At 34.0% G+C, this 22664-nt stretch carries 17 protein-coding genes and 5 pseudogenes; 19 read left to right on the top strand and 3 right to left on the bottom strand.

Features of this window, described 5'->3' with window-relative positions; all coding sequences use genetic code 11:
• The first annotated feature begins 3 nt into the window (after positions 1-3).
• From OEI98_RS09980 to dhaL, 11 genes and pseudogenes are all read left to right on the top strand, one after another.
• Positions 4-929 (top strand): annotated as a pseudogene (locus tag OEI98_RS09980) (class II fructose-bisphosphate aldolase).
• A 251-nt stretch (positions 930-1180) separates the two neighbouring features.
• The gene (locus OEI98_RS09975) at positions 1181-2080 is read left to right on the top strand and encodes a dihydrodipicolinate synthase family protein (protein ID WP_029688064.1); all 900 of its coding nucleotides are present in this window, start codon (positions 1181-1183) and stop codon (positions 2078-2080) included.
• Positions 2077-3051 (top strand): hydroxyacid dehydrogenase, encoded by a 975-nt coding sequence (locus tag OEI98_RS09970; RefSeq protein ID WP_029688065.1) that lies wholly within the window; start codon positions 2077-2079, stop codon positions 3049-3051. Before OEI98_RS09975 ends, OEI98_RS09970 begins: the two co-directional genes overlap by 4 nt.
• Before the next feature lie 171 nt (positions 3052-3222).
• On the top strand, positions 3223-3612 hold the full coding sequence (locus OEI98_RS09965; RefSeq protein WP_003870778.1) for a dimethylsulfonioproprionate lyase family protein: 390 nt from the start codon (positions 3223-3225) through the stop codon (positions 3610-3612).
• A pseudogene (locus tag OEI98_RS09960) lies at positions 3612-5066 on the top strand (aldehyde dehydrogenase family protein). Before OEI98_RS09965 ends, OEI98_RS09960 begins: the two are co-directional and overlap by 1 nt.
• A gap of 175 nt (positions 5067-5241) precedes the next feature.
• On the top strand, positions 5242-5640 hold the full coding sequence (locus OEI98_RS09955) for a Lin0368 family putative glycerol transporter subunit (protein ID WP_003870780.1): 399 nt from the start codon (positions 5242-5244) through the stop codon (positions 5638-5640).
• On the top strand, positions 5641-5991 hold the full coding sequence (locus OEI98_RS09950) for a Lin0368 family putative glycerol transporter subunit (RefSeq protein ID WP_003870781.1): 351 nt from the start codon (positions 5641-5643) through the stop codon (positions 5989-5991).
• Between the two features lie 42 nt (positions 5992-6033).
• The gene (gene xylB / locus OEI98_RS09945) at positions 6034-7563 is read left to right on the top strand and encodes a xylulokinase (protein WP_004400112.1); all 1530 of its coding nucleotides are present in this window, start codon (positions 6034-6036) and stop codon (positions 7561-7563) included.
• A 150-nt stretch (positions 7564-7713) separates the two neighbouring features.
• Positions 7714-7917, top strand: a complete 204-nt coding sequence (locus tag OEI98_RS09940; RefSeq protein ID WP_003870783.1) for a PTS-dependent dihydroxyacetone kinase phosphotransferase subunit DhaM — start codon at positions 7714-7716, stop codon at positions 7915-7917.
• A gap of 220 nt (positions 7918-8137) precedes the next feature.
• Positions 8138-9133: a dihydroxyacetone kinase subunit DhaK gene (locus tag OEI98_RS09935; RefSeq protein WP_003870784.1), complete on the top strand. Its 996-nt coding sequence runs from the start codon at positions 8138-8140 to the stop codon at positions 9131-9133.
• Positions 9134-9232: 99 nt separating this feature from the next.
• Positions 9233-9873: pseudogene (gene dhaL / locus OEI98_RS09925) on the top strand (dihydroxyacetone kinase subunit DhaL).
• A gap of 381 nt (positions 9874-10254) precedes the next feature.
• Here dhaL and OEI98_RS09920 read toward each other — a convergent pair.
• The 3 genes and pseudogenes from OEI98_RS09920 to OEI98_RS09910 all read right to left on the bottom strand — a co-directional run.
• Positions 10255-10368, bottom strand: a pseudogene (locus OEI98_RS09920) (transposase); the annotation flags it as partial.
• Positions 10352-10582, bottom strand: a complete 231-nt coding sequence (locus OEI98_RS09915) for a transposase (RefSeq protein ID WP_003870786.1) — start codon at positions 10580-10582, stop codon at positions 10352-10354. The pseudogene OEI98_RS09920 and the gene OEI98_RS09915, both read right to left, overlap by 17 nt.
• 156 nt (positions 10583-10738) lie before the next feature.
• A complete protein-coding gene (locus OEI98_RS09910) occupies positions 10739-10879 on the bottom strand; it encodes a transposase family protein (RefSeq protein WP_228378972.1) in 141 nt (46 codons plus the stop codon).
• Between the two features lie 328 nt (positions 10880-11207).
• On the opposite strand from OEI98_RS09910, the pseudogene OEI98_RS15360 reads away from it, so the two are divergent.
• From OEI98_RS15360 to OEI98_RS09865, 8 genes and pseudogenes are all read left to right on the top strand, one after another.
• Positions 11208-11845: pseudogene (locus OEI98_RS15360) on the top strand (TetR/AcrR family transcriptional regulator).
• A gap of 92 nt (positions 11846-11937) precedes the next feature.
• The gene (locus OEI98_RS09900) at positions 11938-12636 is read left to right on the top strand and encodes an ABC transporter ATP-binding protein (protein WP_004400114.1); all 699 of its coding nucleotides are present in this window, start codon (positions 11938-11940) and stop codon (positions 12634-12636) included.
• On the top strand, positions 12636-14870 hold the full coding sequence (locus OEI98_RS09895) for an ABC transporter permease (RefSeq protein ID WP_004400115.1): 2235 nt from the start codon (positions 12636-12638) through the stop codon (positions 14868-14870). The genes OEI98_RS09900 and OEI98_RS09895 overlap by 1 nt, the downstream gene beginning before the upstream one ends.
• A gap of 152 nt (positions 14871-15022) precedes the next feature.
• Entirely contained in the window at positions 15023-16426 is a 1404-nt protein-coding gene (locus OEI98_RS09890; RefSeq protein ID WP_266037591.1) for an ISLre2 family transposase, read from the top strand.
• A gap of 1308 nt (positions 16427-17734) precedes the next feature.
• Positions 17735-19378 (top strand): nucleoside kinase, encoded by a 1644-nt coding sequence (locus tag OEI98_RS09880; RefSeq protein ID WP_004402138.1) that lies wholly within the window; start codon positions 17735-17737, stop codon positions 19376-19378.
• Positions 19379-19521: 143 nt separating this feature from the next.
• On the top strand, positions 19522-20715 hold the full coding sequence (locus OEI98_RS09875; protein ID WP_266037588.1) for a methyl-accepting chemotaxis protein: 1194 nt from the start codon (positions 19522-19524) through the stop codon (positions 20713-20715).
• A complete protein-coding gene (locus tag OEI98_RS09870; protein WP_266037586.1) occupies positions 20712-21161 on the top strand; it encodes a PDC sensor domain-containing protein in 450 nt (149 codons plus the stop codon). The genes OEI98_RS09875 and OEI98_RS09870 overlap by 4 nt, the downstream gene beginning before the upstream one ends.
• 143 nt (positions 21162-21304) lie before the next feature.
• The gene (locus OEI98_RS09865; RefSeq protein ID WP_266040651.1) at positions 21305-22645 is read left to right on the top strand and encodes a radical SAM protein; all 1341 of its coding nucleotides are present in this window, start codon (positions 21305-21307) and stop codon (positions 22643-22645) included.
• The last annotated feature ends 19 nt before the right edge of the window (positions 22646-22664 follow it).

The following is a 22664-nucleotide window of genomic DNA, read 5'->3' as shown; positions in this document are numbered from 1 at the left end:
ATAATGCCACTGGTAACAAGTAAAGAAATGCTTATTTATGCAAGAGAGAATGGATTTGCAGTAGGAGCTTTCAATGCTTATAACATGGAAGTGGTTCAAGCTATAATCGAGGCAGCTGAAGAGGAAAATGCCCCTGTGATAATTCAGATAAGTGAAGGAGCAATAGCATATGGGGGGAGAAATCATTTGCGGCTCTAATTAAAGTATTAGCTGAGGAAGCTACAGTACCTGTAGTATGCCATTTAGACCATGGAGTAAACTTTTCTACAGTTATAAAAGCATTAAAAGCAGGATTTACATCACTTATGTTTGATGGGTCGTCTCTTACGTTTGAAGAGAATATAGAAAAAACAAAAAAATTAGTTGAAATAGCACATGCTGCGGGAATTCCTTTAGAAGGGGAAATTGGGAAAATACCTGATGCAGCTCATGGGCCCCTTTCTCCAGAGGAAGTAAAAAAATATCTTACGACTCCAGAAGAAGCTCTAGAATTTTATGAAAAGACAGGAGTAGATTCACTGGCGATTTCAGTGGGAAGCGCTCACAGAATGAAAGTTCAATCTGCGCAATTAGATATTGAAAGAATAGCACGAATAAAAGACAAGGTAAAAATACCATTAGTACTTCATGGTGCTTCTGGAGTAATGGATGACTCTGTTATTCAAGCAGTAAAAGCTGGGATTTCAAAAGTTAATTTTGCTACAGAATTAAATAAGGCTTTTACCCATGCTTTAAGGGAAAAATTATCAAATAACCCGGATTTAGTTGATGTTAGAAAATATGGTGCCGTAGCAAGAGAAAATGTAAAAAAGACTGTAAAAGAAAAAATACAACTATTGAATGCTACTAATAAAGCACCAGAGATATTAAAACTTATTAATAAAAGAAGTTTTGCAATGGGAAATAAAGATGTGGAAGCTATAGAATAACAATAACTTTAGTTTGCAAATGAGGTAATGATAGACTGTCTGTAAGCATTGCATTTCTGCATTGAAATAAAAAATAAATGGCAAATTTGCATTATCGGTTTTTAATGTAGACTGTGAAACGGTAGGAAACTTCACTATTAAACGTTTTGCCCGTTTTGGCACAATTTTTGCTTTACTGCTTAAAGTAGAGGCTGAAATAGAAAACAAAACGAAAATAATGACTGTAAATTAAAAAGGAGGATATTACTATAATGAGTATAAGAGAAAAACTTACAGGAGTATTTGCACCACTTGTAACTCCTTTTGTTAATCAAGAAATTGATTATGAAAAGTTGAAAGAGAATATTCAGAAATTAAATAGTTCTAAATTAAAAGGTTATTTATGCTTAGGAAGCAATGGCGAATTTAGAAGTTTAACAGATGAAGAGGCAATTAAAGTTATAAAGACAGTTGCAAAGAGTAAATCAAAAGATAAAACTTTACTTGCTGGCACAGGAAGAGAATCAGCATGGGCTACAATAGAATTTACTAAAAAAGTAGCAGATTTTGGAGTTGATTTTGCCAGTGTTCTTACACCTCATTATTTTGCTAGTAAAATGACTGATGAAGCATTAATCAAATTTTATACTGAAGTTGCTGATAAATCTCCTATTCCGATAACAATTTATTGCATTCCCAGATCTGCAAATGGAGTATTAATTTCTCCTCGAGCAATTTCTGTACTTGCGCAACATCCTAATATCGTTGGAATAAAAGATTCTTCAAAAGAAGATATAGGAAATTATATAAATGCTGTACCTAAGGGAGCAGAGTTCTATGTACTTTCCGGCTCTATAAATAAATTTTTGGACGGATTAAAAAAAGGAGCTATAGGCGGTGTCCTTTCAATGGCAAATTACCTGCCTGACCTTTGCTGTGAAATTCAAGAATTATTTAATGAGGGCAAGTATCAAGAAGCAGAAGAACTAAGTAACAGACTTTGTAAAATTAATGAAAAAATATCTGGCAAAGGTGGAGTAGCCGCAGTCAAGGTAGCAATGAACTGGCTAGGTTATTATGGAATGGAGCCAAGACTACCATTACTACCTTTAAATGAAAATGAAATTGAGGAAATTAGAAAAATTTTACAGGAAGAAGGGCTACTTGCATGAAAAAAGTATTGCTTTCAGAGGAGATACATCCAGAGGGAAGAAAATTATTAGAGGGAAAATTTGAAATTGTTACAGCACATGATACAAGTCAACAAACGCTTATGTCTATGGTAAAAGATGTAGATGGTATTATTTTAAGAACTAGATCAAAGATTACAAGGGAAGTAATCGAAAATGCTCCACATTTAAAGATAATATCGAGGACAGGGGCAGGAGTTGATAATATAGATGTAAATGCAGCAACGGAAAAAGGTATATTGGTTTGCAATTTGCCAGCAGTAAATAATTTATCTGTAGCAGAACACACAATAGCAATGATACTAAATTTAGCAAAACAGTTAAATTTAATGGATAAAGCTGTTCGCAGTGGCAATTGGGGAGCGAGAAACTCTAATATTTCTATGGAGATAGAAGGGAAGGTACTTGGAATTGTTGGAATGGGGAATATAGGAAGTTTAGTTGCAAAAAAGTGCCATGATGGATTGGGAATGAAAATAGTTGCTTATGATCCATATGTAAAAGAAAAGTTTAGAGAATATGATTATAAGTTTGTTGACACGCTTGAGGAACTATTTAAAGAATCAGATTTTGTAACATTGCATTGTCCTGATATACCTGAAACAAGGGGAATGATAACGAGAGAACTTATATATTCTATGAAGCCTACAGCTTATTTAATAAATGCGGCAAGAGGAACAGTAATAGACGAACAAGCTTTGATTGGGGCTTTAAAAGAAAAAAGGATCGCAGGAGCAGGCCTTGATGTGTTTCAGCAAGAGCCACCATCAAGCGATAATGAATTATTAAGACTTGAGAATGTAATACTATCTCCTCATTCAGCAGCTCTAACAAAAGAAGCGACTGTACGTATGGCAGTAGAAGCTGTCCAAGCCGTTATTGATTATTTTGAAGGCCGTCAACCAAAATATATTTATAATTACAAAATGCTAAAAGAAAAGGGGTATATATAACTTGTTGATTTTAAGGATAGGTAAATATAGTAGATGAATTCTTACTTTTTATGACAGCTTAGTAAACGATTTTTGAAAGAGGTGATGGAATAATTTGAGGGGTTTTGATGTAAGCTAATAACTTTCGAAGGCTGAAAAATATTTTAAAAAATTCAAAGGGGGAATATATTTATGAAATATGTAGTAAACGTTAATTCTAAGGAACCAGATGTAGATGCAACGAGGTCATTAAGGGCATGGGTAAAGAACAGGGAGAAGCCAACGCTAAGAGATACTTACTGGTTAGTTGATCCAGAGAATTCGCCTTCCAGACGTTTAAAGATGGGGTATACGATAATATATCCCACAGGGACCACAACAGGCCATGCACATGATGAGGAAGAAGTATACTTTGTAGTACAAGGCGAAGGAGTGATGGTGGTAGGGAATGATGAATTTCCAATAAAGCCAGGGGATGCATTATATGTTCCACCAAGAGAATTTCACACTACTCGACAAGTAGGCAATATTCCACTAGTTGTTGTATGGGTGACTGGTAAAGTGAATGAGGAGGAGATATGATGGTGCAGCACTATAAAATGCTAATAGGTGGAAAATGGGTAGATGCAAAAAGGAGCGGAATAATAGAAGTGGTAAATCCTGCCACAGAAGAGGTGTTTGCGACGGTTCCAGCAGCTACTAAAGAAGATGTTGAAGAAGCAATTTTAAAAGCACAGGAAGCTTTTCTAAAATGGAAAAAGGAAAATCCATTTCAACGGGGTAAAATTCTTCGAAAAGCTTCTGAAATAGTACTTCAACGTTCTGAAAAAATTGCTAAGACTATGACAGAAGAATTGGGGAAGCCAGTAAAAGAAGCCAAGGGAGAAGTAGAGAAGGGAGCAGAAATTCTTAGATATTATGCAGAAGAAGGTGAAAGAATTTATGGGCGTGTAATAGCAAATGAAGAAAAGGATACGGAAAGTATAGTTGTATACGAACCTATTGGGGTTGCAGCAGCTATTACTCCATGGAATTACCCGATTGAACTGCTGGCTTGGAAAATAGGAGGTGCATTGGCATCTGGCTGTACGATAGTAGCCAAATTGCCAAGTGAGACTCCACTTTCTCCTTTAAAATTTGTTGAATGTTTAGTGGATGCAGGAGTGCCAGAAGGGGTTTTAAATGTAATAACAGGCTCTGGAGGGACTGTAGGGCCTGCATTAATAGAAAATCCATTGGTTAAGCGTGTTGCCTTTACCGGTTCTACAGAAACAGGAAAAGAAATTTTAAAAATGAGTGCTTCTTCAGGTATAAAGAAAGTAACTCTTGAACTTGGTGGCAGTTTACCAATGATTGTTTTTAAAGATGCTAATTTAGATGCTGCTGTTACGGGGGCTGTCAGGCGTAGTTTTAGGAATGCTGGCCAGATTTGCATTGCGGTAAACAGAATATATGTAGAAAGAGAAATATATGAGACTTTTCTTGAAAAATTTGCTGAAAAGACAAAAAAACTGGTCGTCGGGAATAGTCTCATAGACGAAAATGTAGATATGGGGCCTATGTGTACAAAAGCAGGCGTCGAAAAAGTTGAACGTCATGTAAACGATGCTGTAGCTAAAGGTGCTAAAATAGTGTGCGGAGGTAAAAGACCGTCAGGCCCAAAATTTGAAAAAGGATTTTTCTATGAACCAACTATTGTTCGTGATGTTAACCATGATATGCTGATAATGCGCGAAGAGACATTTGGTCCGGCGGTTGGAGTTATGCCATTTAATAACATAGATGAAGCAATACAATTAGCAAATGATACTAATTATGGTTTAGCAGCAATAGTATATACAAATAATATGAACATAGCTAAACGTTGTGCACAAGAGATTCAGGCAGGTAATGTTGCTATTAATAATGTAGATGCGTGAGTAATTAATGCTCCATATGGTGGATGGAAGGATAGTGGTTTAGGAGCAGAGCATGGTCCTGAGGGCTTGCATGAGTATTTAATCCAAAAACATGTAAGGATACATTACTTCATTTAATTAGTTTGGTTTTAAAGGAATTCCTTTCTACCTAGTTTTGTATTCGATATAAGTAAAAATGGTTTCTACCGGTGGGAGGAATTCCTTTGAAATATAAAGCAGAACTCCTTTTATCATAAAAGGGGTTCTGCAGGAAAACCAAAAATTTTATAAAAAAGGGGGAGTATTTTACATTATGAAGCTGTCGAGAATTTTGATAGGAGCAATTACAGGTGCTTTTGCTGGATACGGTGTATTCACAATATGGCCTTCAGCATTAGCTCATTGGCATTGGCTTGGTGGATGGCTTGCAGCAGGACTTATAATAACCACAGCATGGTGGTTAAACCACTATGCAAATGCATTTCCAAATGATCCAGATGGTGCATGGATAGATATGGCATTTGCCATATGGCTTTCATCTTTGCTGGGGGGTAATATACAACTAAAAACAAATGGCGAACTGGTAAGAGCTTCTTATGGCTTATATCATGGAATAAGTATTGGACCAGCTTTAGTGACCATTGTTCTCGAATTAATAGGAGCGACAATAGCTGGCTACTTATTACATCTATTCAGAAGGAGTGATGCATAAATGTGGACATGGCAACATGTAGTAACTACTATATTTGGCGGCATTTTATTTCCACTGGCAATAGGATTAATGTGGGGAAAACTTGCTGAGGAATGGAAAAGCATTGGAGGCTTACTTGCAGGATTTTTTATAGTGGGTACGGTGTGGTTAGTTAATCATGGAATAGGGCTGATTTTTGAGCCACAAATGAGTGGCCATCTTCCAGGACCATGGAGTGACCAAGCATTGACGGCATTTTGGGGTGCTTTTGTAGCTGATTTGTTTGATCGCAAAAAAATAAATTGGGCAGCAATTTTGGCAGGAATTTTAGGAGGTTTATTGGGTGGATTATTGTTGTATGCAACAGTTTAATGTTTTAATAAGTTTACATTAAGGATAAAGGGGGAGTATATTATGGCATATGTGTTGGGAATTGATGTTGGTACTTCTGCATGTAAAACGATAATTGTTAACGAAACAGGTGAAATTGTAGCTAAAGCAACAAAAGAATATGATTTTATTGTTCCAAGACCCGGCTGGACAGAAAGTGACCCTGAAGTGTGGTGGGATGCAACTGTTGACACAATAAAGAAGGCTTTAGAAAAAGCTGCAATCAAACCTGAAGAAATAGCAGCGATTGGATTGAGCGGTCAAATGCATACTCTAGTACCACTTGATAAAAATAGAAAAGTCATAAGAAATGCTATAATGTGGAATGACAATCGTGTTGGAAAACAATGTGATGAGGTTCATAACAAAGTTGGAGGAGAAGATAAGTTAATAGACTATGTTGCAAATACTGCTTTACCTGGATATACTATTGGGAAAATTTTGTGGATTAAAGAAGTAGAACCAGAAAATTATGAAAAAATAGATAAATTTGTAATAGCTAAAGATTATATTAGATATAAATTAACAGGAAAAATTGCTACGGATGTTTCTGATGCAAGTGGTACCTGCTTATATGATGTTGAGAAAAATAAATGGTCAGATGATTTAATAAATTTGCTTGAAATAAAGAAGAGCATTTTCCCAGATGTAGTAGAAAGTCCAGAAATAAGTGGACATTTAACTTCTGAAGCAGCTTCAATATTAGGCTTAAAAGAAGGTACCCCAGTAGTAGGCGGAGCTGGAGATGTATTAGCTCAGGCAGTAGGAACTGGAGCAACTGAAGAAGGAATAGCGATGCTTATAATTGGTACAGCAGGAATTGCTTCCGTTGCTCTTTCAAAATTTGGACGCAATCCAGGAGGTTCCTTACAACTTTTTAGAGGTGGAGTACCAGGAGAATGGAATATTTTCGGATGTACCCTTGCGGCTGGCGGGTCTTTCAAATGGTTTAGAGATTCATTTGGTCTCGAAGAAAAAATTATTGCAAATCTGAGCGGAGAAGATGCATATAACATTTTAGTGAATGAAGCTATGCAAGTTGAGGTAGGGGCTAATGGATTATTGTTTACTCCATATATAGTAGGTGAAAGATGCCCTTACACTGATCCAAATGCAAGAGGTGCTTTTGTTGGAATAAATGTTATGCATGATAAAAGAGCGTTTGTAAGAGCTGTGTTAGAAGGCATTGTTTTCAGCTTGAAGGATGCATTAAAATTAATTGAAACATTAGGTGTTCCCCTCACACAGGTTAGAGTAAGTGGAGGAGGAGCTATAAATCCTAAATGGAGACAAATCCAAGCAGATATATTAGGTACAGAAGTTGTTACAGTGAGTTACAGTGGCGAAGGGGGATCATATGGTGCGGCTATACTTGCAGGGGTAGGAGCGGGTTTCTGGCCATCAGTTAAAGAAGCAGCAAGAAAACTTCTAAAAATAGAAACTAGAACTGTGCCAATTGCTGAAAATAAGAGCAAATATGAAAAAGTTTACGATATATATAGGGAAATATATTATGCATTAAAGAAAGTTAATGATAAAATAAGCGAACTGTGATAATAAGTAGTAGATACCCCCGCTTTTACACGGGGGTATCTATGTCCCTTCTTAATATGCGAAGATTCTAAGCTATTTGATCATGAGGGAAAATCATGAAGTTTATTGCAAATATATTGTGTTGTAGCGATACAAAAGAGAGGGATTTAAATGGCAGTCTTTATAATAGTATCACATAGCAAAAAGGTTGCTGAGGGTGTTGTAGAGATAGCTGAACAAATGAATAATAAACAATCCAAGTTAATACCAATTAGTGGTACGGAAGATGAGCGTATAGGAACTAATCCTTTAAAAATAAAAAAGGTAATAGAGGAATTTATGATGGTGACAATATCTTTATTTTTGCAGATATAGGAAGTTCTATTATGGCGACTCAAATGGTGTTAGATATGCTAAATGAGGAATTAAGAAAAAAATTATACTTGTAGATGAACCTTTGGCTGTAGGAACAATAGCAACTGTTATACAAGCTTCAATTACTAATAATAAAAACGAAATTTATTCATGCAGCAGAAGAAAACAAAAGAGTAAATAAATTTGGTTAATTTAAGTTAATTAAAGAAAGGAGATTTTTATGAGAAGATTAATTAATAATCCGTATGACGTGGTGGAGGAAATGCTGGAAGGGTTTTGTAAAGCTCATGATAAACATGTAAAATTACTTGAAAATGATGGACGTGTAGTAGTTTATAAAAGGGCTCCAGTGAAAAACAAGGTAGGGATAATTATAGGAGGAGGTTCAGGGCATGAACCGCTATTCTTAGGATATGTTGGCGAAAATTTTGCAGATGCAGCGGTTATAGGAAATATCAATACTTCTCCTTCTCCAGAGCCATGCTATAATGCAGTTAAAGCTGTAGATGCAGGATGTGGATGCCTATATTTATATGGAAATTATGCAGGAGATGTAATGAATTTTGACATGGGAGTTGAAATGGCAGCTGCAGATGGAATTAGAGTTGAGACGGTTTTGGTTACTGATGATGTGGCTTCTTCAGCGAATATTAAAGATCGGAGAGGAATTGCAGGAGATTTCTTTGTATTCAAGATAGCAGGTGCTAAAGCAGCTACGGGTGCAGATTTGGATGAAGTAAAAGCTGCTGCAATAAAAGCAAATGACAACACAAGAACAATGGGAGTTGCACTTGCAGCAGCAACACATCCATCAACAGGTAAACCAATGTTTGAATTAGAGGAAGGACTTATGGAAATAGGCATGGGTATACATGGTGAACCAGGCGTTAGAAGAGGTAAACTACAGGAAGCTGATAAGGTAATTGATGAAATAATGAATCATATATTACCTGACTTACCGTTTAGTAAGGGAGATGAAGTAGCAGTACTTGTAAATAGTTTAGGAGCTACTCCGCTAATGGACTTACATATTTGTTTTAGAAAAGTAGCTCAGATTCTAGAACAAAGCGAAATTAAGATTTATAGGTCATTCGTGGGAGCATATGCTACTACAATGGATATGGTAGGCATGTCAGTTACTCTAATGAAATTAGACAAAGAATTGAAAGAGCTATTAGATTATCCTTGCGATACTCCTTATTGTGTCATCAAGTAATAAAGCAATTGTTTATTAATTGTTCTGAAGCGAACACCAGCGAAATTAGTGGTGTTCGTTTAATAACCTTCAGACTAACATAAGGGAGTGAAAATTGTCATGTATAAGAATTACATACTTGAAAAATCTTACTTCATAAAAGTTATTGAAAATTTAGCGGAAGTTATAGAACAACAAAAAGATTATTTAACTAAATTGGATTCAGAAATAGGTGATGGTGATCATGGCGTAAATCTTAGTATAGGATTTAGAGAGGTTATGAGAAATTTAGCAGAATGGAAAGAAAAAATATAACGTTTTTCTTTAAAAAAGTAGGTATGGCTTTATTATCTAAAGTTGGTGGTGCTGCAGGACCATTATATGGAGGTTTTTTTATGAAATTTGGAGAACCTGCAGAAAATAAAGAAGAAGTTAATTTTGAAGTTTTTTACAATATGTTTAAAGTGGCAATAGAATCGGTTGAAATGAGAGGTAAAGCTGTAATAGGAGAAAAAACAATGGTCGACGCTTTAAGGCCGGGGTTGGATGCTTTTACAAAGGCTATAGAAGAAAATATAGAGCCCAAAAAAGCATTTGAGATGTTTGTAGAAGCATCTAAGAAAGGTGCAGAATCTACTATCCCATTGATAGCAAAGAAGGGTAGAGCAATGAGACTTGGAGAAAGGGCAATAGGACACCTTGATCCGGGTGCAGCTTCATCAGTGCTAATATTAGAAACATTTATGAATAATTTACCGTAAGTTAGTACAAGATTTTGTATAAGAATATAGCGGATAGTTACAAGTATGCAGTATTAGGCTATAGTTTGATATTCAGTATAATTATTGATATGTTGAGCCATTTTTCATCTCTCTAGTGAAATTCTTAATTTTGTCCTCACCTTTATTTATCCAGAGGGATGTGAATGGCTCAACTTTTTAGATTTTTGGCTCTTTGTCAATAGTTGCGGTGGGCATTTTTTTGAATGCCTGCACTTTAAAGTTGTCTGAACATATAAAGAAATTACCATAAATTTTGTAATAAAAGTAGTTAGTTATTTTCTACCACATTTCCTTCAACATTCTTGTAATTAAAGGACAAAATAGTATAATAATACCTGTAGGAATGTAAAAAACTTTAACTCAAGCATTGCAGTATAATATTCTCTTCCTAAATCTATCGAAATTCTGATAACCATAAGCATTTCTTTTAAGAACCTTAATTTTATTGTTATAACCTTCAGTTACAGAGTTTGTAATAAGGCACGTCAAATGCATTTGCTATTTCTTCAAACCAACGACTAAATACTTTTACACATGTAGCGAAATCAAGAATTCCACTTTCTTTTGCTTTTTGTATCCATAATTTTAGTTCTTTTTTTGCTTCATCAGAAGATTTGCTTTTTAACACGTTATTAAAACTTTCCTTTAGTTGATGGGCTATTCTTAAATCATCACTGTACCAGAACATTACATCCAATTTTTCTTTTTAACTATAATGAAGGCTGTGATATTTTGCGAGGAGCAAATTTCTACTTCTTTTGAAATACTTTCTTTATTCTACTATCTACTAAAACTTCTTGCTTCCTGTCTTTTAGAATGTCTAATATTTTTCTTTTCTTAGGGTCTACAAACCTTCTTTTTCTGGGCACAATAAAAAGTTTTTTTTGCCCCATAATGGTATGTCTTTTATTCTTTGGGTTCTGTAGTCGTGCACCTTAGAGGTTAATTTTCCACATCTTGGGCAAGTATGAGGTTTTTGTTTCATTCTTATATGGAGTTCTATTTCATCTTCACTTTCTATTTGTCCTCCCAAATTATATCTTCAGATTTTAGGAATTTTGTGATATAATTTGTATGCACTTATTCTGATGCCTCTTTTTAATGGATTTTGTTTGGTCACTTCTATTATAACAGGAATTCAGAATAAGTGCGCTTTTTTTATGAGTGATTTTTATCCACCACAACATTTATTATAGAACCAAAAATTTTTAATAAAATTTACCTACGAAAACTTGACACAGACTTTTGCGAATTACCTTTTGACAATACTATAACCTATGAGTCATAATAATCTTGAGGTGATATTTAAAGAGATGCCAAAGCAAACATTTTTTAATCTTCCAGAAGAAAAGCGAAAACTTATTACAGATACACTCATAAGATATTTTTCCCAAAAGCCCTATCACAAGGTTGACATTACAGATGTTGCAAAAGAGTGCTCTGTTGCAAAGGGGAGTATGTATCAGTATTTTGAAAATAAAAAGGATATGTATTTTTATTCAATTGAGATGGCTTATTCTAAATTCTTAGATCTTTTGAATAAAATAAATATAAAGCAGATGAGTATATTTGATTATTACGAAAATTCGTTGAAAACTGTATGGTTGGCTTTAAAATCTCTAAAAGACGAATATATTCTGCTTGAGCGAGCATTTTTTTCAACGACTCACCATTTAAAGATGAAATAAATGAGAAGTTTTTGACTAAATCGCGTGAGTTTTTAGTTGAGATTGTTAAAAACAACCAGGAAAAAGGATTTATTAGAGATGATATTAATCCTCTTATAATAGCAATTTTTTTAGAAGGTGCAAGTTTTTATTTAAAAAAATTTGTAATAGAAAGAGCAATTAACCAAGAAGGCACCTCTACATATTCTTTGGATATAGAGTATTTTCGTGGTTTTTTTGAACAGTTTTTAAAGCTTTTAAAAGAAGGATTAGAAAAAGAATGAAATATTGTCAAATATGACTTGACAGTCATATGACCAATTAGTCATAATATAAATGAACAATTTTAAGATTTTTGATTGGGAGATGAGCTTGGATGTTTATAGTGGTTGAAAACTTGACACGAATTTACAAAGTGGGAGCGAACAATGTCAGGGCATTGGATGATGTTAGCTTTGAATTTGAAAAGGGGAAAATTTATACAGTTGTTGGACCATCTGGCTCAGGTAAGACTACCCTTTTTAATATCCTTGGAGGACTCGATAGGGCAGATAGAGGAAGGGTTTTTGTTGATAGCAAGGAAATAACAAAGTTTTCCAAAAACGAGCTTGCACTTTACAGGCGCGATTATGTTGGTTTTGTTTTTCAATTTTATAATCTTATAAACGGCCTTACTGTATATGAAAATGTTTTATCAAGTGCAGTTTTGAGCAAAAACTCTCTTGATGTTGATAAGGTTTTGAAGATGGTTGATGTGTATTCAGAAAAAGATAAATTTCCTTTTGAGCTCTCAGGGGGGCAGCAACAAAGAGTGGCCATTGCACGAGCTGTTGTCAAGAACCCATCCATAATTCTTTGTGATGAGCCAACAGGTGCTTTGGATTATGAGAGCGCAAAACTTGTTTTAGAACTTCTTGAGAATGTAAATAAAAGATTCAACGCAACAATTTTAATCATCACCCATAACCTTGCAATATCCAATATGTCAGATGCTACAATACGTCTGCGAAGCGGTAGGGTGGTAGAATTTATAGAAAATCATAACAAAGTACCTGCAAAAGAGGTGACCTGGTAATGGTTATAAAAAGAATTCCAAAAAGGATTATGTTACGAGAAAAGGCTCAGTTTTTGTCAATTGTACTGCTTGTTGCAATTGCTTCAATGGCATATGCTCTTTTTAGTATAACAGTAAGAAATATTGACGAGAATTATAAAGCATTTATTGAAAATCAAAATCAGGAAGATGGAAACTTTATCACATCACTTCCTGTTGACATAAAATACCTTGAATCAAAGTATAATTTAAAGGTTGAAGAAAGACTTATGGTTGACTATTCAGAAGATAATAAAACAATAAGAGTATTTTCAATCTCAAAACAAATAAATAAACCATTTGTAAGCTTAGGGAATATGCCCCACAAAGGTGAGATTTTAATTGATCCAAACTTTTTCAAAAAGCATCAATACAAAATAGGAGATACAATTAAAATTGCAAATAAGAATTTTATTATAAGTGGAATATTTTATTTGCCAGATTACATTTATATTATCAAAAACGATCAAGATTTTTTGCCTGATTCTGAACACTTTGGAATTGCTGCAATGAATGAAGAGGACTTGAAAACAATTGCAAAAGTTTTTCCTTATCATTATTATATGTTCAAAGGGAATCTCAAAGATATTGATAGTTTTAAAAGTGATGTAAATCAAAAATGGGGCCTTTTAAAGTTTGTATCAAGATCAGAAAATCCTCGCATCACTTTTGCTGAGATTAAAATTGACAGTGTGAAAAGGTCAACATTGCCAATAAGTTTGTTTGTGATATTCATGTCATCAGTAATTTTGTTTATTGTTATGCGAAGGCTTATCAACAATATGCATGCAGAGATAGGAACCCTTTATTCCTTAGGATATTCGGATAAAGAGGTAATAAAAGTCTTTATGCATCTGCCAATTTATATTTGGCTAATTGGGAGTATTTTTGGTTCTGTCTTGGGCTTTATTGAAGCAATTCCTTTTTCAACTTTTTTCAGGGCCTATTTTGCTTTACCTGTTGTAAAGAATGTCTATCCTATATCAGAGCTTTTTATTGCAATGTTTCTTCCAGGAGTTTTTATTCTAAGTTCTGGCTATGTTGCCATTAAGAGATTTTTCAAACTTACAATTGTTGAGATGCTTCATGGGGTTGACGAGATAAAGTTCAACAAACTGCCAAGGTTAAGCTTTTTGGATAAATTTAGTTTTCAAAATAGAATTATGTTTAAGTATGGGGTTCGGCATTTCGCCCGAGAAGCTGTTTTGGTGGTAGGCGTGATTTTTTCAACAATCCTTTTGATGTACGGATTGAGTGCAAAAAATGCTGTGATAGATGCAATAAATAAAGTTTATGAAAAGAACTTTGAATACAAGTATATGTATATTTTAAATTCAATCAGTACTCATACAGAGCTAAATTTTAAGAAGTATAAAGTAGAACCTTTTAATTTTCAGGCTTTTGAAACAAAAAATGGCAATTTTAATATTGTGATTTATGGAATTGAGAAGAATTCAAATATGGTTAAGCTTTTTGATGAAAGAGGAGCAAGAATAGAAGTAAATAGTGGTTTTGTCATAACACGACCATTAGCGCAAAAATTAAATGCGAAAGAGGGGCAAGAGATTGAGCTTAAAAATAAGTTTGATGGAAAGAAATACAAATTAAAGGTTGGAAAGATCGCTGATATTCCAGTTGGCAACCAAGGCTTTATGGATATAAATGAGTTCAATAAGATATTCGGGTTTGAAAAAGGAAGTTTTATAGGACTTTATTCTGATACTCCAGTCCAGATTCCAAAACAGATGCTATTTGATGCGCAGGATAAAAATTACATGATAGAAACTCTCAAAGGTTCAGCTGTAACGTTACAAAAATCCATAGAAGTGCTTGGTCTTATCTCAGCAATTTTGGCACTGCTGATAATCTATGTTTTGTCGGGCTTAGCTATTACTGAAAACAAAAAGAATATTGGAATTTTGAAGATGTTAGGATTCAAAGAAAAACAGATTTTCAAGATGATCTTGGGTTTTAACAGCTATTCCTTCGCGATAGGATTTTTGCTTGGTATTCCACTTTCGAAATTTACCATGAACCAGCTTATGAGCTCAGCCACAAAAAATACAGATATTTCACTAACTCTTGATTTGAGCTGGCAGAGTGTAGTTGGTTGTTTTGTTGTACTTGCTGCAACATATATACTTTCAAGATATCTTGTGAGAAGGAAAGTTGCCAAGGTTATGCCAGTAGATATATTAAAAGAACAAATTGATTAAAAATGGAGGCTGTCCAAAAAGGTAAGTGGATAGCCTCTTTAATTCATAGTGTAAAATTATCGTAGGATTTTTTGGGTGAAAAAAAACAAGAGACAACCCCTGTGATAAAATAGATTATGGAAAACAAAACAATACAGAAAGGGGTGTCTCTTGTGAAAAAACATATCTTTGAGGATATTATACTACAAAATGCTCTAAATTTCACTAAGGAAGTAGTAGAAATTTTTGGTGATTTATTAAATAAAGGAATGAATATTACAGAGCTTGCAGCAAGGATAAAGGAACTGACGGACAAACTAGGTAGAGAGGCAATAGAAGCAATTATTGAAGAGTTAGATAGGATAATAAAAGAAGATAAGAGAAGGAAAGAAAAATGGGTAGTAGAGAGGAAAGATAAAAAGAGATTAACGACAGTCCTTGGGGATATTGAATATGAGAGGACATATTACAAATCTAAAGAGGATGGAAGATATACATATTTGGTGGATGATGCATTAGAGATAGGACGGCACGATAGGATAGAAAAGGGAGTAAAAATAAAGTTAGTAGAAAACGCAATAGAAGAATCATATGAAATAAGCAGTAAAAAAGCATGTCCAGAGGAGTTAAGTAAACAGACGGTATTAAACGCAATAAGGGAAATAGGAGAAGTAGAGGTAAAGAGAGAAATAAAAGAGAAGAAAGAAGTAAGGGTATTATACATAGAAGCAGATGAAGACCATGTGCCTTTGCAAGATGGCAGCAATGAAACACCGCGATTGATATACATACATGAAGGTAAAGAAGAGAAAAATGGTAGAAATGTACTGAGAAATGTGCATTACAAGGCATACGTAGGAGAGAAAGCTGAAGACATATGGATAGATGTAGCAAATTACATAGAAGAAAATTACAAGGAAGAGAAGATAGAGAAGATATACATAGCAGGAGATGGAGCACCGTGGATAAAAGAGGGATTAGAGTGGATAGCAAAATCAAGGTTTGTGTTAGACAGATATCATTTAAACAAATACGTATTAAAAGCAACATCAAAAGAGCCAAAGTATAGAGATAAGATATGGAGAGCAATAAATGAAGGGGATAAAGAAGGAGTAAAGAAGGTATTGGATGAGTTAATAAAGGCAGCAGAGGAAGAGAGAGAAAAAGAGAAGGTAAAAGAGGCCAAGAGGTACATACTAAATAATTGGGAAGGAGTAGAGATATACAGTAAAGACAAAGATGTAATAGGGTGCAGTGCAGAAGGGCATATAAGTCATGTATTTTCTTCTAGATTAAGTAGGAATCCACTAGGGTGGAGTAGAGAAGGATTAAAGTTAATGGCGAAATTAAGAGTATTTAGCAAGAACGGAGGAGATTTAAGAGAAATAGAATGGGGTAAGAAAGAGAATATAAATGCAGGGAGCTACAAATTAACAAAGAAGCAAATAAAAGAGGCGGTAAGGAGAATTAAAACGTCTACAAATGAAAAGATAAATAATATTACAGTTTTAAATATAGGGAAAGTTACACCAATATATAGGATTTTAAGAGCAATAAAATATGCGCAAGTTATATAAAAAAATGATAGTTAGAAACCTTGAATTAATAATTTTTAGGGGTTGTCTTTAAAAAATATCCTACAGTATCTTGACACTATCCTTTAATTTTGCTCTTTTGACATAGTAATATATTTATAATATACTATACAATTCCTCCTACGACTGAAGTCGAGGGCTTTGTCTTCCCACGATCTCATTGGTGGTCGTCCACGGGAATTACGTAGCTTTTCGACTTGCGCCCAGTTGCGGCTTAGATTGCCCCGTTGGTTACAGGACAGCACATTCCCTGCATTGCATCCCGGTAGAATCAGGATCCCTAATTCCATCCGGGTATGAGAATTGAGCACTCTCCTAATCTACAGGTGCGGTACAGAAGTACCACGGCCCAATTCACCAGTTCATAGCAGGTCACATACTGCATAACACACAATTACCGACACCATTTATGCGACTGTGTCTTGTATATGTGCTACCCTGCATCGTTGCAGGGTTTTGATGATAAACTTTTCTATCCCCTTTTTGATTTCTTTTTTCTTCTTTGATTTTTCTGTCTTTTAACGTCGGAAAGGTCTTCCGGAACTTTCTGTGCAGATTTATACTGCCGTTAAAATCCGCATTGAATTTATGTCAATATAGTAGACACAAAAACTCGAAATTTTTATGTTGACTTTTTAATGAAATCTTCAAATTGTTGTGGAGTCATATACCCTATACTACTGTGTAGTCTTTTCCTATTATACTAGACTTCAATGTACTCTAATATAGCAAAGCTGGCAGTATCAAAATCATAGTAAGTAGCTAAAATTACTTCTTCCTTTTTTAAAGAAGCATGAAAAGATTCTATACATGCAAAAGGCATCCTTTGTGACTAAATGAGTGTTTTATGTTACCTTTGGATAATATATATTCTTGAAATTTGGTGCTTGTATACTGCAAACCTTCTTTATATTTTTATTTTATCCAGTTCGAGTTAAAGTGTCTACAATAATATATACTAACACCATATAGAGCTTAACAGATTAATAAAAACATTTGGATTTAAAGAAGAGAGCTATGCGGGAATGCTTTCACAAGAATATCTACGCATCCCATAAAACATTTCTATGTTCAGAGATAACAAGGCTTGATAATTATAAACTCATTGATGAGCACAGTAACAAAAAATTCGTATTTAAAAAGTAATTATTTGTTAAATTTGTTTAAAGACAAAAGAATATAAAAACATAGCCTTACGGCTTCGTGGGACAAAAATTAAAAGTCCTCATTTTTGTAAAGGGCTTTTAATTTTGTGTTACAATAATGTATAATCTTATTGAGGTGATTTTTATGAAAATTACTATTTTAGGAAATGTTTATGAATACCCAGAAGGCACAAAATTAGAGAATATTGCTAAAGATTTTGAGCATCGATACAATGGGATAATAGTTGCTGCAAAAGTGGATAATGAGCTAAGAGATTTAAACTACACAGTTTTAAAGGATAGCACAGTGGAATTTGTAGATACAACGATTGAGGAAGGTACGAGGATATATAGAAGAAGTTTGACTTTTGTTTTTATTAAAGCTGTAAAAGAGCTACTTCCTGGAGCTACAGTTACTATTGAACATTCTTTAGGGAAAGGATTGTATTGCGAGATACATGGTTATTCTCTCAACAATAAAATTGTTTCTATGATTAAAAAGAGGATGGAAGAAATAATAGAGAAGGATTTAAAAATCGAAAGAAAAATGTTGCCTAAAGAAGAGGCAATAAAGCTATTTGAAAAAGAAGGATTGACTGAGAAAGTAAAATTGTTTAAAGATACTGACAAAGACAAGGTTCCTGTTTATTATTGTGATGGTACAGTGGACTTTTTCTATAGCCCTTGTGTACCTTCTACAGGGTATCTAAAAGTATTTGATATACGTTTTTATTTTCCAGGCATTATTTTAATTGCTCCAGATGTATATAATCCCCGCTCTTTGCCTGCATTTGTGGATGTTCCAAAACTTGCTTCGATTTTTAAAGAGGCAGAGGACTGGGCAAGTATTTTAAACATAAGTTATGTTTCTTCTTTGAACGACATGATAAAACAAGGAAGAGGTAGAGATTTAATATTGGTTTCTGAAGCATTTCATGAGAAGAAAATATCCAAAATTGCAGATTATATAGCTTCAAACAAAATGATAAAAGTAGTGCTTATTGCTGGACCCTCTTCTTCAGGGAAAACCTCTTTTATTCATAGACTTAGTGTGCAGTTGAGGGTAAACGGACTAAAGCCTTTTCCGATATCATTAGACAATTATTTTGTGCCAAGAGAACTTACTCCGAAAGATGAGTTTGGAAATTACGACTTTGAGTCCATAGATGCATTAGATTTGCCACTTTTCAATGAGCATTTAATAAAGCTTATTCAAGGGGAAGAAGTAGAAATCCCTATTTTTAACTTTAAAACAGGGGAAAGAGAGCCAGAAGGAAGAAAAGTAAAACTTGACAAAAATCAAATTATTTTGATGGAAGGGATTCACGGTCTAAATGAAAAATTGACTTTGCAAATACCTAAAGATAATAAATATAAAATATACGTGAGTGCTATTACGCAGCTAAATCTTGATGAACATAATAGAATATCTACTACTCAGACAAGATTAATAAGGCGAATGGTGAGAGATAGCCAATTCCGTTCTAGTGATGCGGCAGAGACTATAAACATGTGGCCTATGGTCAGAAAAGGAGAAGAAAAATGGATTTTCCCTTATCAAGAACAAGCGGATGTCATGTTTAACTCTTTTTTACCTTATGAGCTACCTGTATTAAAAAAATATGCAGAGCCTTTGCTTAAGAAAGTTTCCCAAGACAATCCTGCTTATTCTATCGCTAAAGAAATATTAGAGTTTTTGAGTTATTTCCTTCCATTAGAAGATGAATTAGCAATACCTCCCAATTCTATCATAAGAGAATTTATAGGCGGCAGTTGCCTTGATGTTTAAGTTTAGGAATCTTCAATGGACTCTTGCTTTATTTTGTAGAATTTTTGCAAAAAAAGAAGGAATATTTAAGGTTTTGTAGAAATAATAAGAAAAGGCTAATACCTATGTTGTAATTAATGCAACCTAAAACAGGAGGGATTTTTATGCTTAAAAGTATCAAGTTTAGGCTGTTGATGTACGGTGTTATTTTGGCGGGTGTAAACAGTATTTTAGTTGCTTTTTTTGTGACCTATTTTGCAAGTAGAAATACAGTTGTGCCTTATGTAGAGGCTTTTATTGTAACAGTTGTTATAGCTGTTTTACTTCATTGGATAATGTTCGAAAAAAGTATGATTTTAGCAGTTGAAAAAATGAAGGAAGCCATTGAGGGAATAGCAAAAGGGGATTTGACGAAAAAAATTGACATAAAAGGTGATGATGAATTTGAAACGTTAGCTAAATCTCTAAATAGCTTTTTGAATAACTTTAAAAGATTAGTTACAGAATCTCAACAAACTGCGGAACAAACAGTTGTTGGGTCAAAAAAATTAACACATGAGATTGATAACGTTACCAATGCTGCAAAAGAGATTGCTGCTGCTTTAGAAGAAATTGCAAAGGGGGCAGAAGAGCAAGCAGAAGCTGCTCAGCAAACTGCCAAGGATGCTAATCAAGCTTTTGAGTTTAATAAAGAGATTAAAAGTAAATTTAATGAAACTAAAGATTTAAGCTTTGAGATGGGAAAAGTAATAAAAGAAAATGAAGCGATTATGACTGAATTGATGAAAAGGATAGAAGAAAGTGCTAACAAGAATAAGGAATTAATTAAAGAAGTATTGGATTTAAGAGAAAGAGCAAATAAGATAACAGATATAATTGGAATGGTGAATAAAATTGCAGATCAAACAAACTTATTAGCTTTAAATGCTGCAATAGAGGCAGCAAGAGCAGGAGAACAAGGAAAAGGCTTTGCTGTGGTAGCACAGGAAGTGAGAAATCTTGCAGAGCAGTCTGCTTCTGCTGCGGGAGAAATAGTTTTACTGACTAAAAACATTCAAGAAAAAATTAAAGAAGTTTCGGGGAAATTGGAACAAGAAATTCAAAACGCGTTAGAAAATTTGTCTTATACAAATACTGCAAAAGAAAAGATAGAAAATGTAGTAAAATCTAGTAGCAGAGTTATAGAGGCGATTATGTCTGTAGACAACTTAGTAAACTCTCAATACGATAAAATTAAAGAAATTAAAGAACTCAATCACAAGATTGCAGCGGTTACACAACAAACTGCAGCAAATACCCAGGAGACATTAGCTTCTACTCAAGAACAAGTTTCTTCAATGGAAGAATTAAAAAAATGATGGGAAAATTAAATAACTTTGCAGAAAAATTGCAGACATTAGTTAAAAAATTTTCTAGCACAGTAAAACTTACACAAGAGCAAAAAAGAAAAATTGAAGAGGCTAAAAAGATACTTCAGAGAATAATAGAAGAAAACAAGGAACAGCTGTTTGGGAATAGAGCAAAAGAGATAGTCATGGAAATAATAAAGAAATATCCAAGTTTTGAGTTGGTATTTTCTATTCTAAATAATGGAGATATAAAGGCTATTTCAATGGAAGTAGGAATTTCTAATGTATATCACAGGTCTTGGTTTCAACGGGCTATTGAAGGGGAAATAACAGTGACAGAGCCTTACATTTCTTTAGCGACAAACGAAATTTGTACCACAATTGCAATTCCTGTTTACAATTCAGAGAAGAAAATAATGGGAGTTTTTGGAGGGGATGTACAATTAGGTAAATAAAATAGTACTTGTAAGCATAAAATATAATAAATATTACTTGAAATGTTATTTTTAAAGTGGTATAATGTTCTTGAAATGGAATTTTGGTTTTTTGGGTAAGTTTGATATTTTGGGATAAAAAATAAAGTAGAGGAGGAGTTATGATGAATGTGATTGACCCGCTTATCAGTGCTGTTATTAACTATGTAGAAAAAGACCCAGAGAAAAATTTAGACAAAATAGCTAATCTTCTGTCAAAAATTGCAATAATGCCCAATCATAAACAGCAAATAGAAAGTGTGAAGAGATTTTTAGATGACAAAGACAGCAATTGGTACAGATTTGCAATGAAAATTCTTAAAAATATTGACAAAAACATTATAAAAACTTTAGGTGTTAATTTCTTTATAAATGCTAGCTTGAAAGGAATTCCAAAACAAAAAGAATTAGAAAACAAATTAGATATTAACATTCCGTGGGCAATTTTGATGGATCCAACTGAGGCTTGCAATTTAAGATGTGTAGGATGCTGGGCAGGACAGTACAAACCTCACAATCTTTCTTTTGAAGTGATGGATAGAGTATGTACAGAAGCAGAAGAGCTGGGCATATATTTTATAGTTTTGTCTGGCGGAGAGCCTACTGTCAGAATGAAAGATATTATAAAGCTTGCTGAAAGACATAAAAATCAAGTATTCCACTTGTTTACCAATGGTACTTTAATCGACGAAGATATGATAAAAGAAGTTAAAAGAGTAGGCAATATTACTTTTGCAGTAAGTATTAATGGTTTCAAAGAAAGTAACGATGCAATACGAGGAGAAGGTACTTTTGATAAAATTATGAGAGCAATGGATTTGATGAGAGAAAATGGAGTATTGTTTGGCTATTCAGCTACATATACGAGAACAAATGTGGAGGAAATTTCTAGTGATGAATTTGTAGATATGATGATAGATAAAGGAGCAGCTTTTGCTTGGTATTTTACTTATATTCCTATAGGTAGAGACCCTGATATAAGTTTTATGGTAACACCTGAGCAAAGAAAATACATGTACGAGAGGATAAATTATATAAGGGCTAGAAAGGAACTTTTTGCAATTGATTTCTGGAATGATGGCGAATACAGTGGAGGATGTATTGCAGGAGGAAAGAGGTATTTGCACATAAATGCAGCAGGAGAAGTTGAGCCTTGTGCTTTTATTCATTATTCTAATGTAAATATAAATGAAGTAAGTTTATTAGAAGCATTACAGTCACCTATTATGAAAAGCTATAGAAAAAGGCAGCCATTTAATCTAGATCATCTAAGACCATGTCCTCTTATTGATAATCCAGAAAAACTTTTAGAAATAGTAAGAGAATCAGGTGCTAAACACACAGAAGCAAGTCCAGCTGCTCATATAGAGAACCTCTATGATGATTTAAGGGTAGTTGCTGATAATTGGGGTAAAGTAGCTGATGAAATTTGGGAGAAAAAAATGGAAATGAAAAAAGAGGCTTGACATAAATACTAAAATCCCC

It is taken from the genome of Thermoanaerobacter sp. RKWS2 (genome assembly GCF_026240795.1).
Classification (GTDB): domain Bacteria; phylum Bacillota; class Thermoanaerobacteria; order Thermoanaerobacterales; family Thermoanaerobacteraceae; genus Thermoanaerobacter; species Thermoanaerobacter ethanolicus.
This window is presented reverse-complemented; position numbering and strand designations above follow the sequence as displayed.

Bases quoted from the DNA above. Each gene is read 5' to 3' on its own strand.
- OEI98_RS09975 (WP_029688064.1), top strand. From the start codon at position 1,181: ATGAGTATAAGAGAAAAACTTACAGGAGTATTTGCACCACTTGTAACT.
- OEI98_RS09880 (WP_004402138.1), top strand. From the start codon at position 17,735: ATGAAAATTACTATTTTAGGAAATGTTTATGAATACCCAGAAGGCACA.
- OEI98_RS09955 (WP_003870780.1), top strand. From the start codon at position 5,242: ATGAAGCTGTCGAGAATTTTGATAGGAGCAATTACAGGTGCTTTTGCT.
- OEI98_RS09915 (WP_003870786.1), bottom strand. From the start codon at position 10,582: ATGTTCTGGTACAGTGATGATTTAAGAATAGCCCATCAACTAAAGGAA.
- OEI98_RS09865 (WP_266040651.1), top strand. From the start codon at position 21,305: ATGAATGTGATTGACCCGCTTATCAGTGCTGTTATTAACTATGTAGAA.
- OEI98_RS09940 (WP_003870783.1), top strand. From the start codon at position 7,714: ATGGCAGTCTTTATAATAGTATCACATAGCAAAAAGGTTGCTGAGGGT.
- OEI98_RS09870 (WP_266037586.1), top strand. From the start codon at position 20,712: ATGATGGGAAAATTAAATAACTTTGCAGAAAAATTGCAGACATTAGTT.
- OEI98_RS09935 (WP_003870784.1), top strand. From the start codon at position 8,138: ATGAGAAGATTAATTAATAATCCGTATGACGTGGTGGAGGAAATGCTG.
- OEI98_RS09965 (WP_003870778.1), top strand. From the start codon at position 3,223: ATGAAATATGTAGTAAACGTTAATTCTAAGGAACCAGATGTAGATGCA.
- OEI98_RS09875 (WP_266037588.1), top strand. From the start codon at position 19,522: ATGCTTAAAAGTATCAAGTTTAGGCTGTTGATGTACGGTGTTATTTTG.
- xylB (WP_004400112.1), top strand. From the start codon at position 6,034: ATGGCATATGTGTTGGGAATTGATGTTGGTACTTCTGCATGTAAAACG.
- OEI98_RS09950 (WP_003870781.1), top strand. From the start codon at position 5,641: ATGTGGACATGGCAACATGTAGTAACTACTATATTTGGCGGCATTTTA.
- OEI98_RS09895 (WP_004400115.1), top strand. From the start codon at position 12,636: ATGGTTATAAAAAGAATTCCAAAAAGGATTATGTTACGAGAAAAGGCT.
- OEI98_RS09970 (WP_029688065.1), top strand. From the start codon at position 2,077: ATGAAAAAAGTATTGCTTTCAGAGGAGATACATCCAGAGGGAAGAAAA.
- OEI98_RS09900 (WP_004400114.1), top strand. From the start codon at position 11,938: ATGTTTATAGTGGTTGAAAACTTGACACGAATTTACAAAGTGGGAGCG.
- OEI98_RS09910 (WP_228378972.1), bottom strand. From the start codon at position 10,879: ATGAAACAAAAACCTCATACTTGCCCAAGATGTGGAAAATTAACCTCT.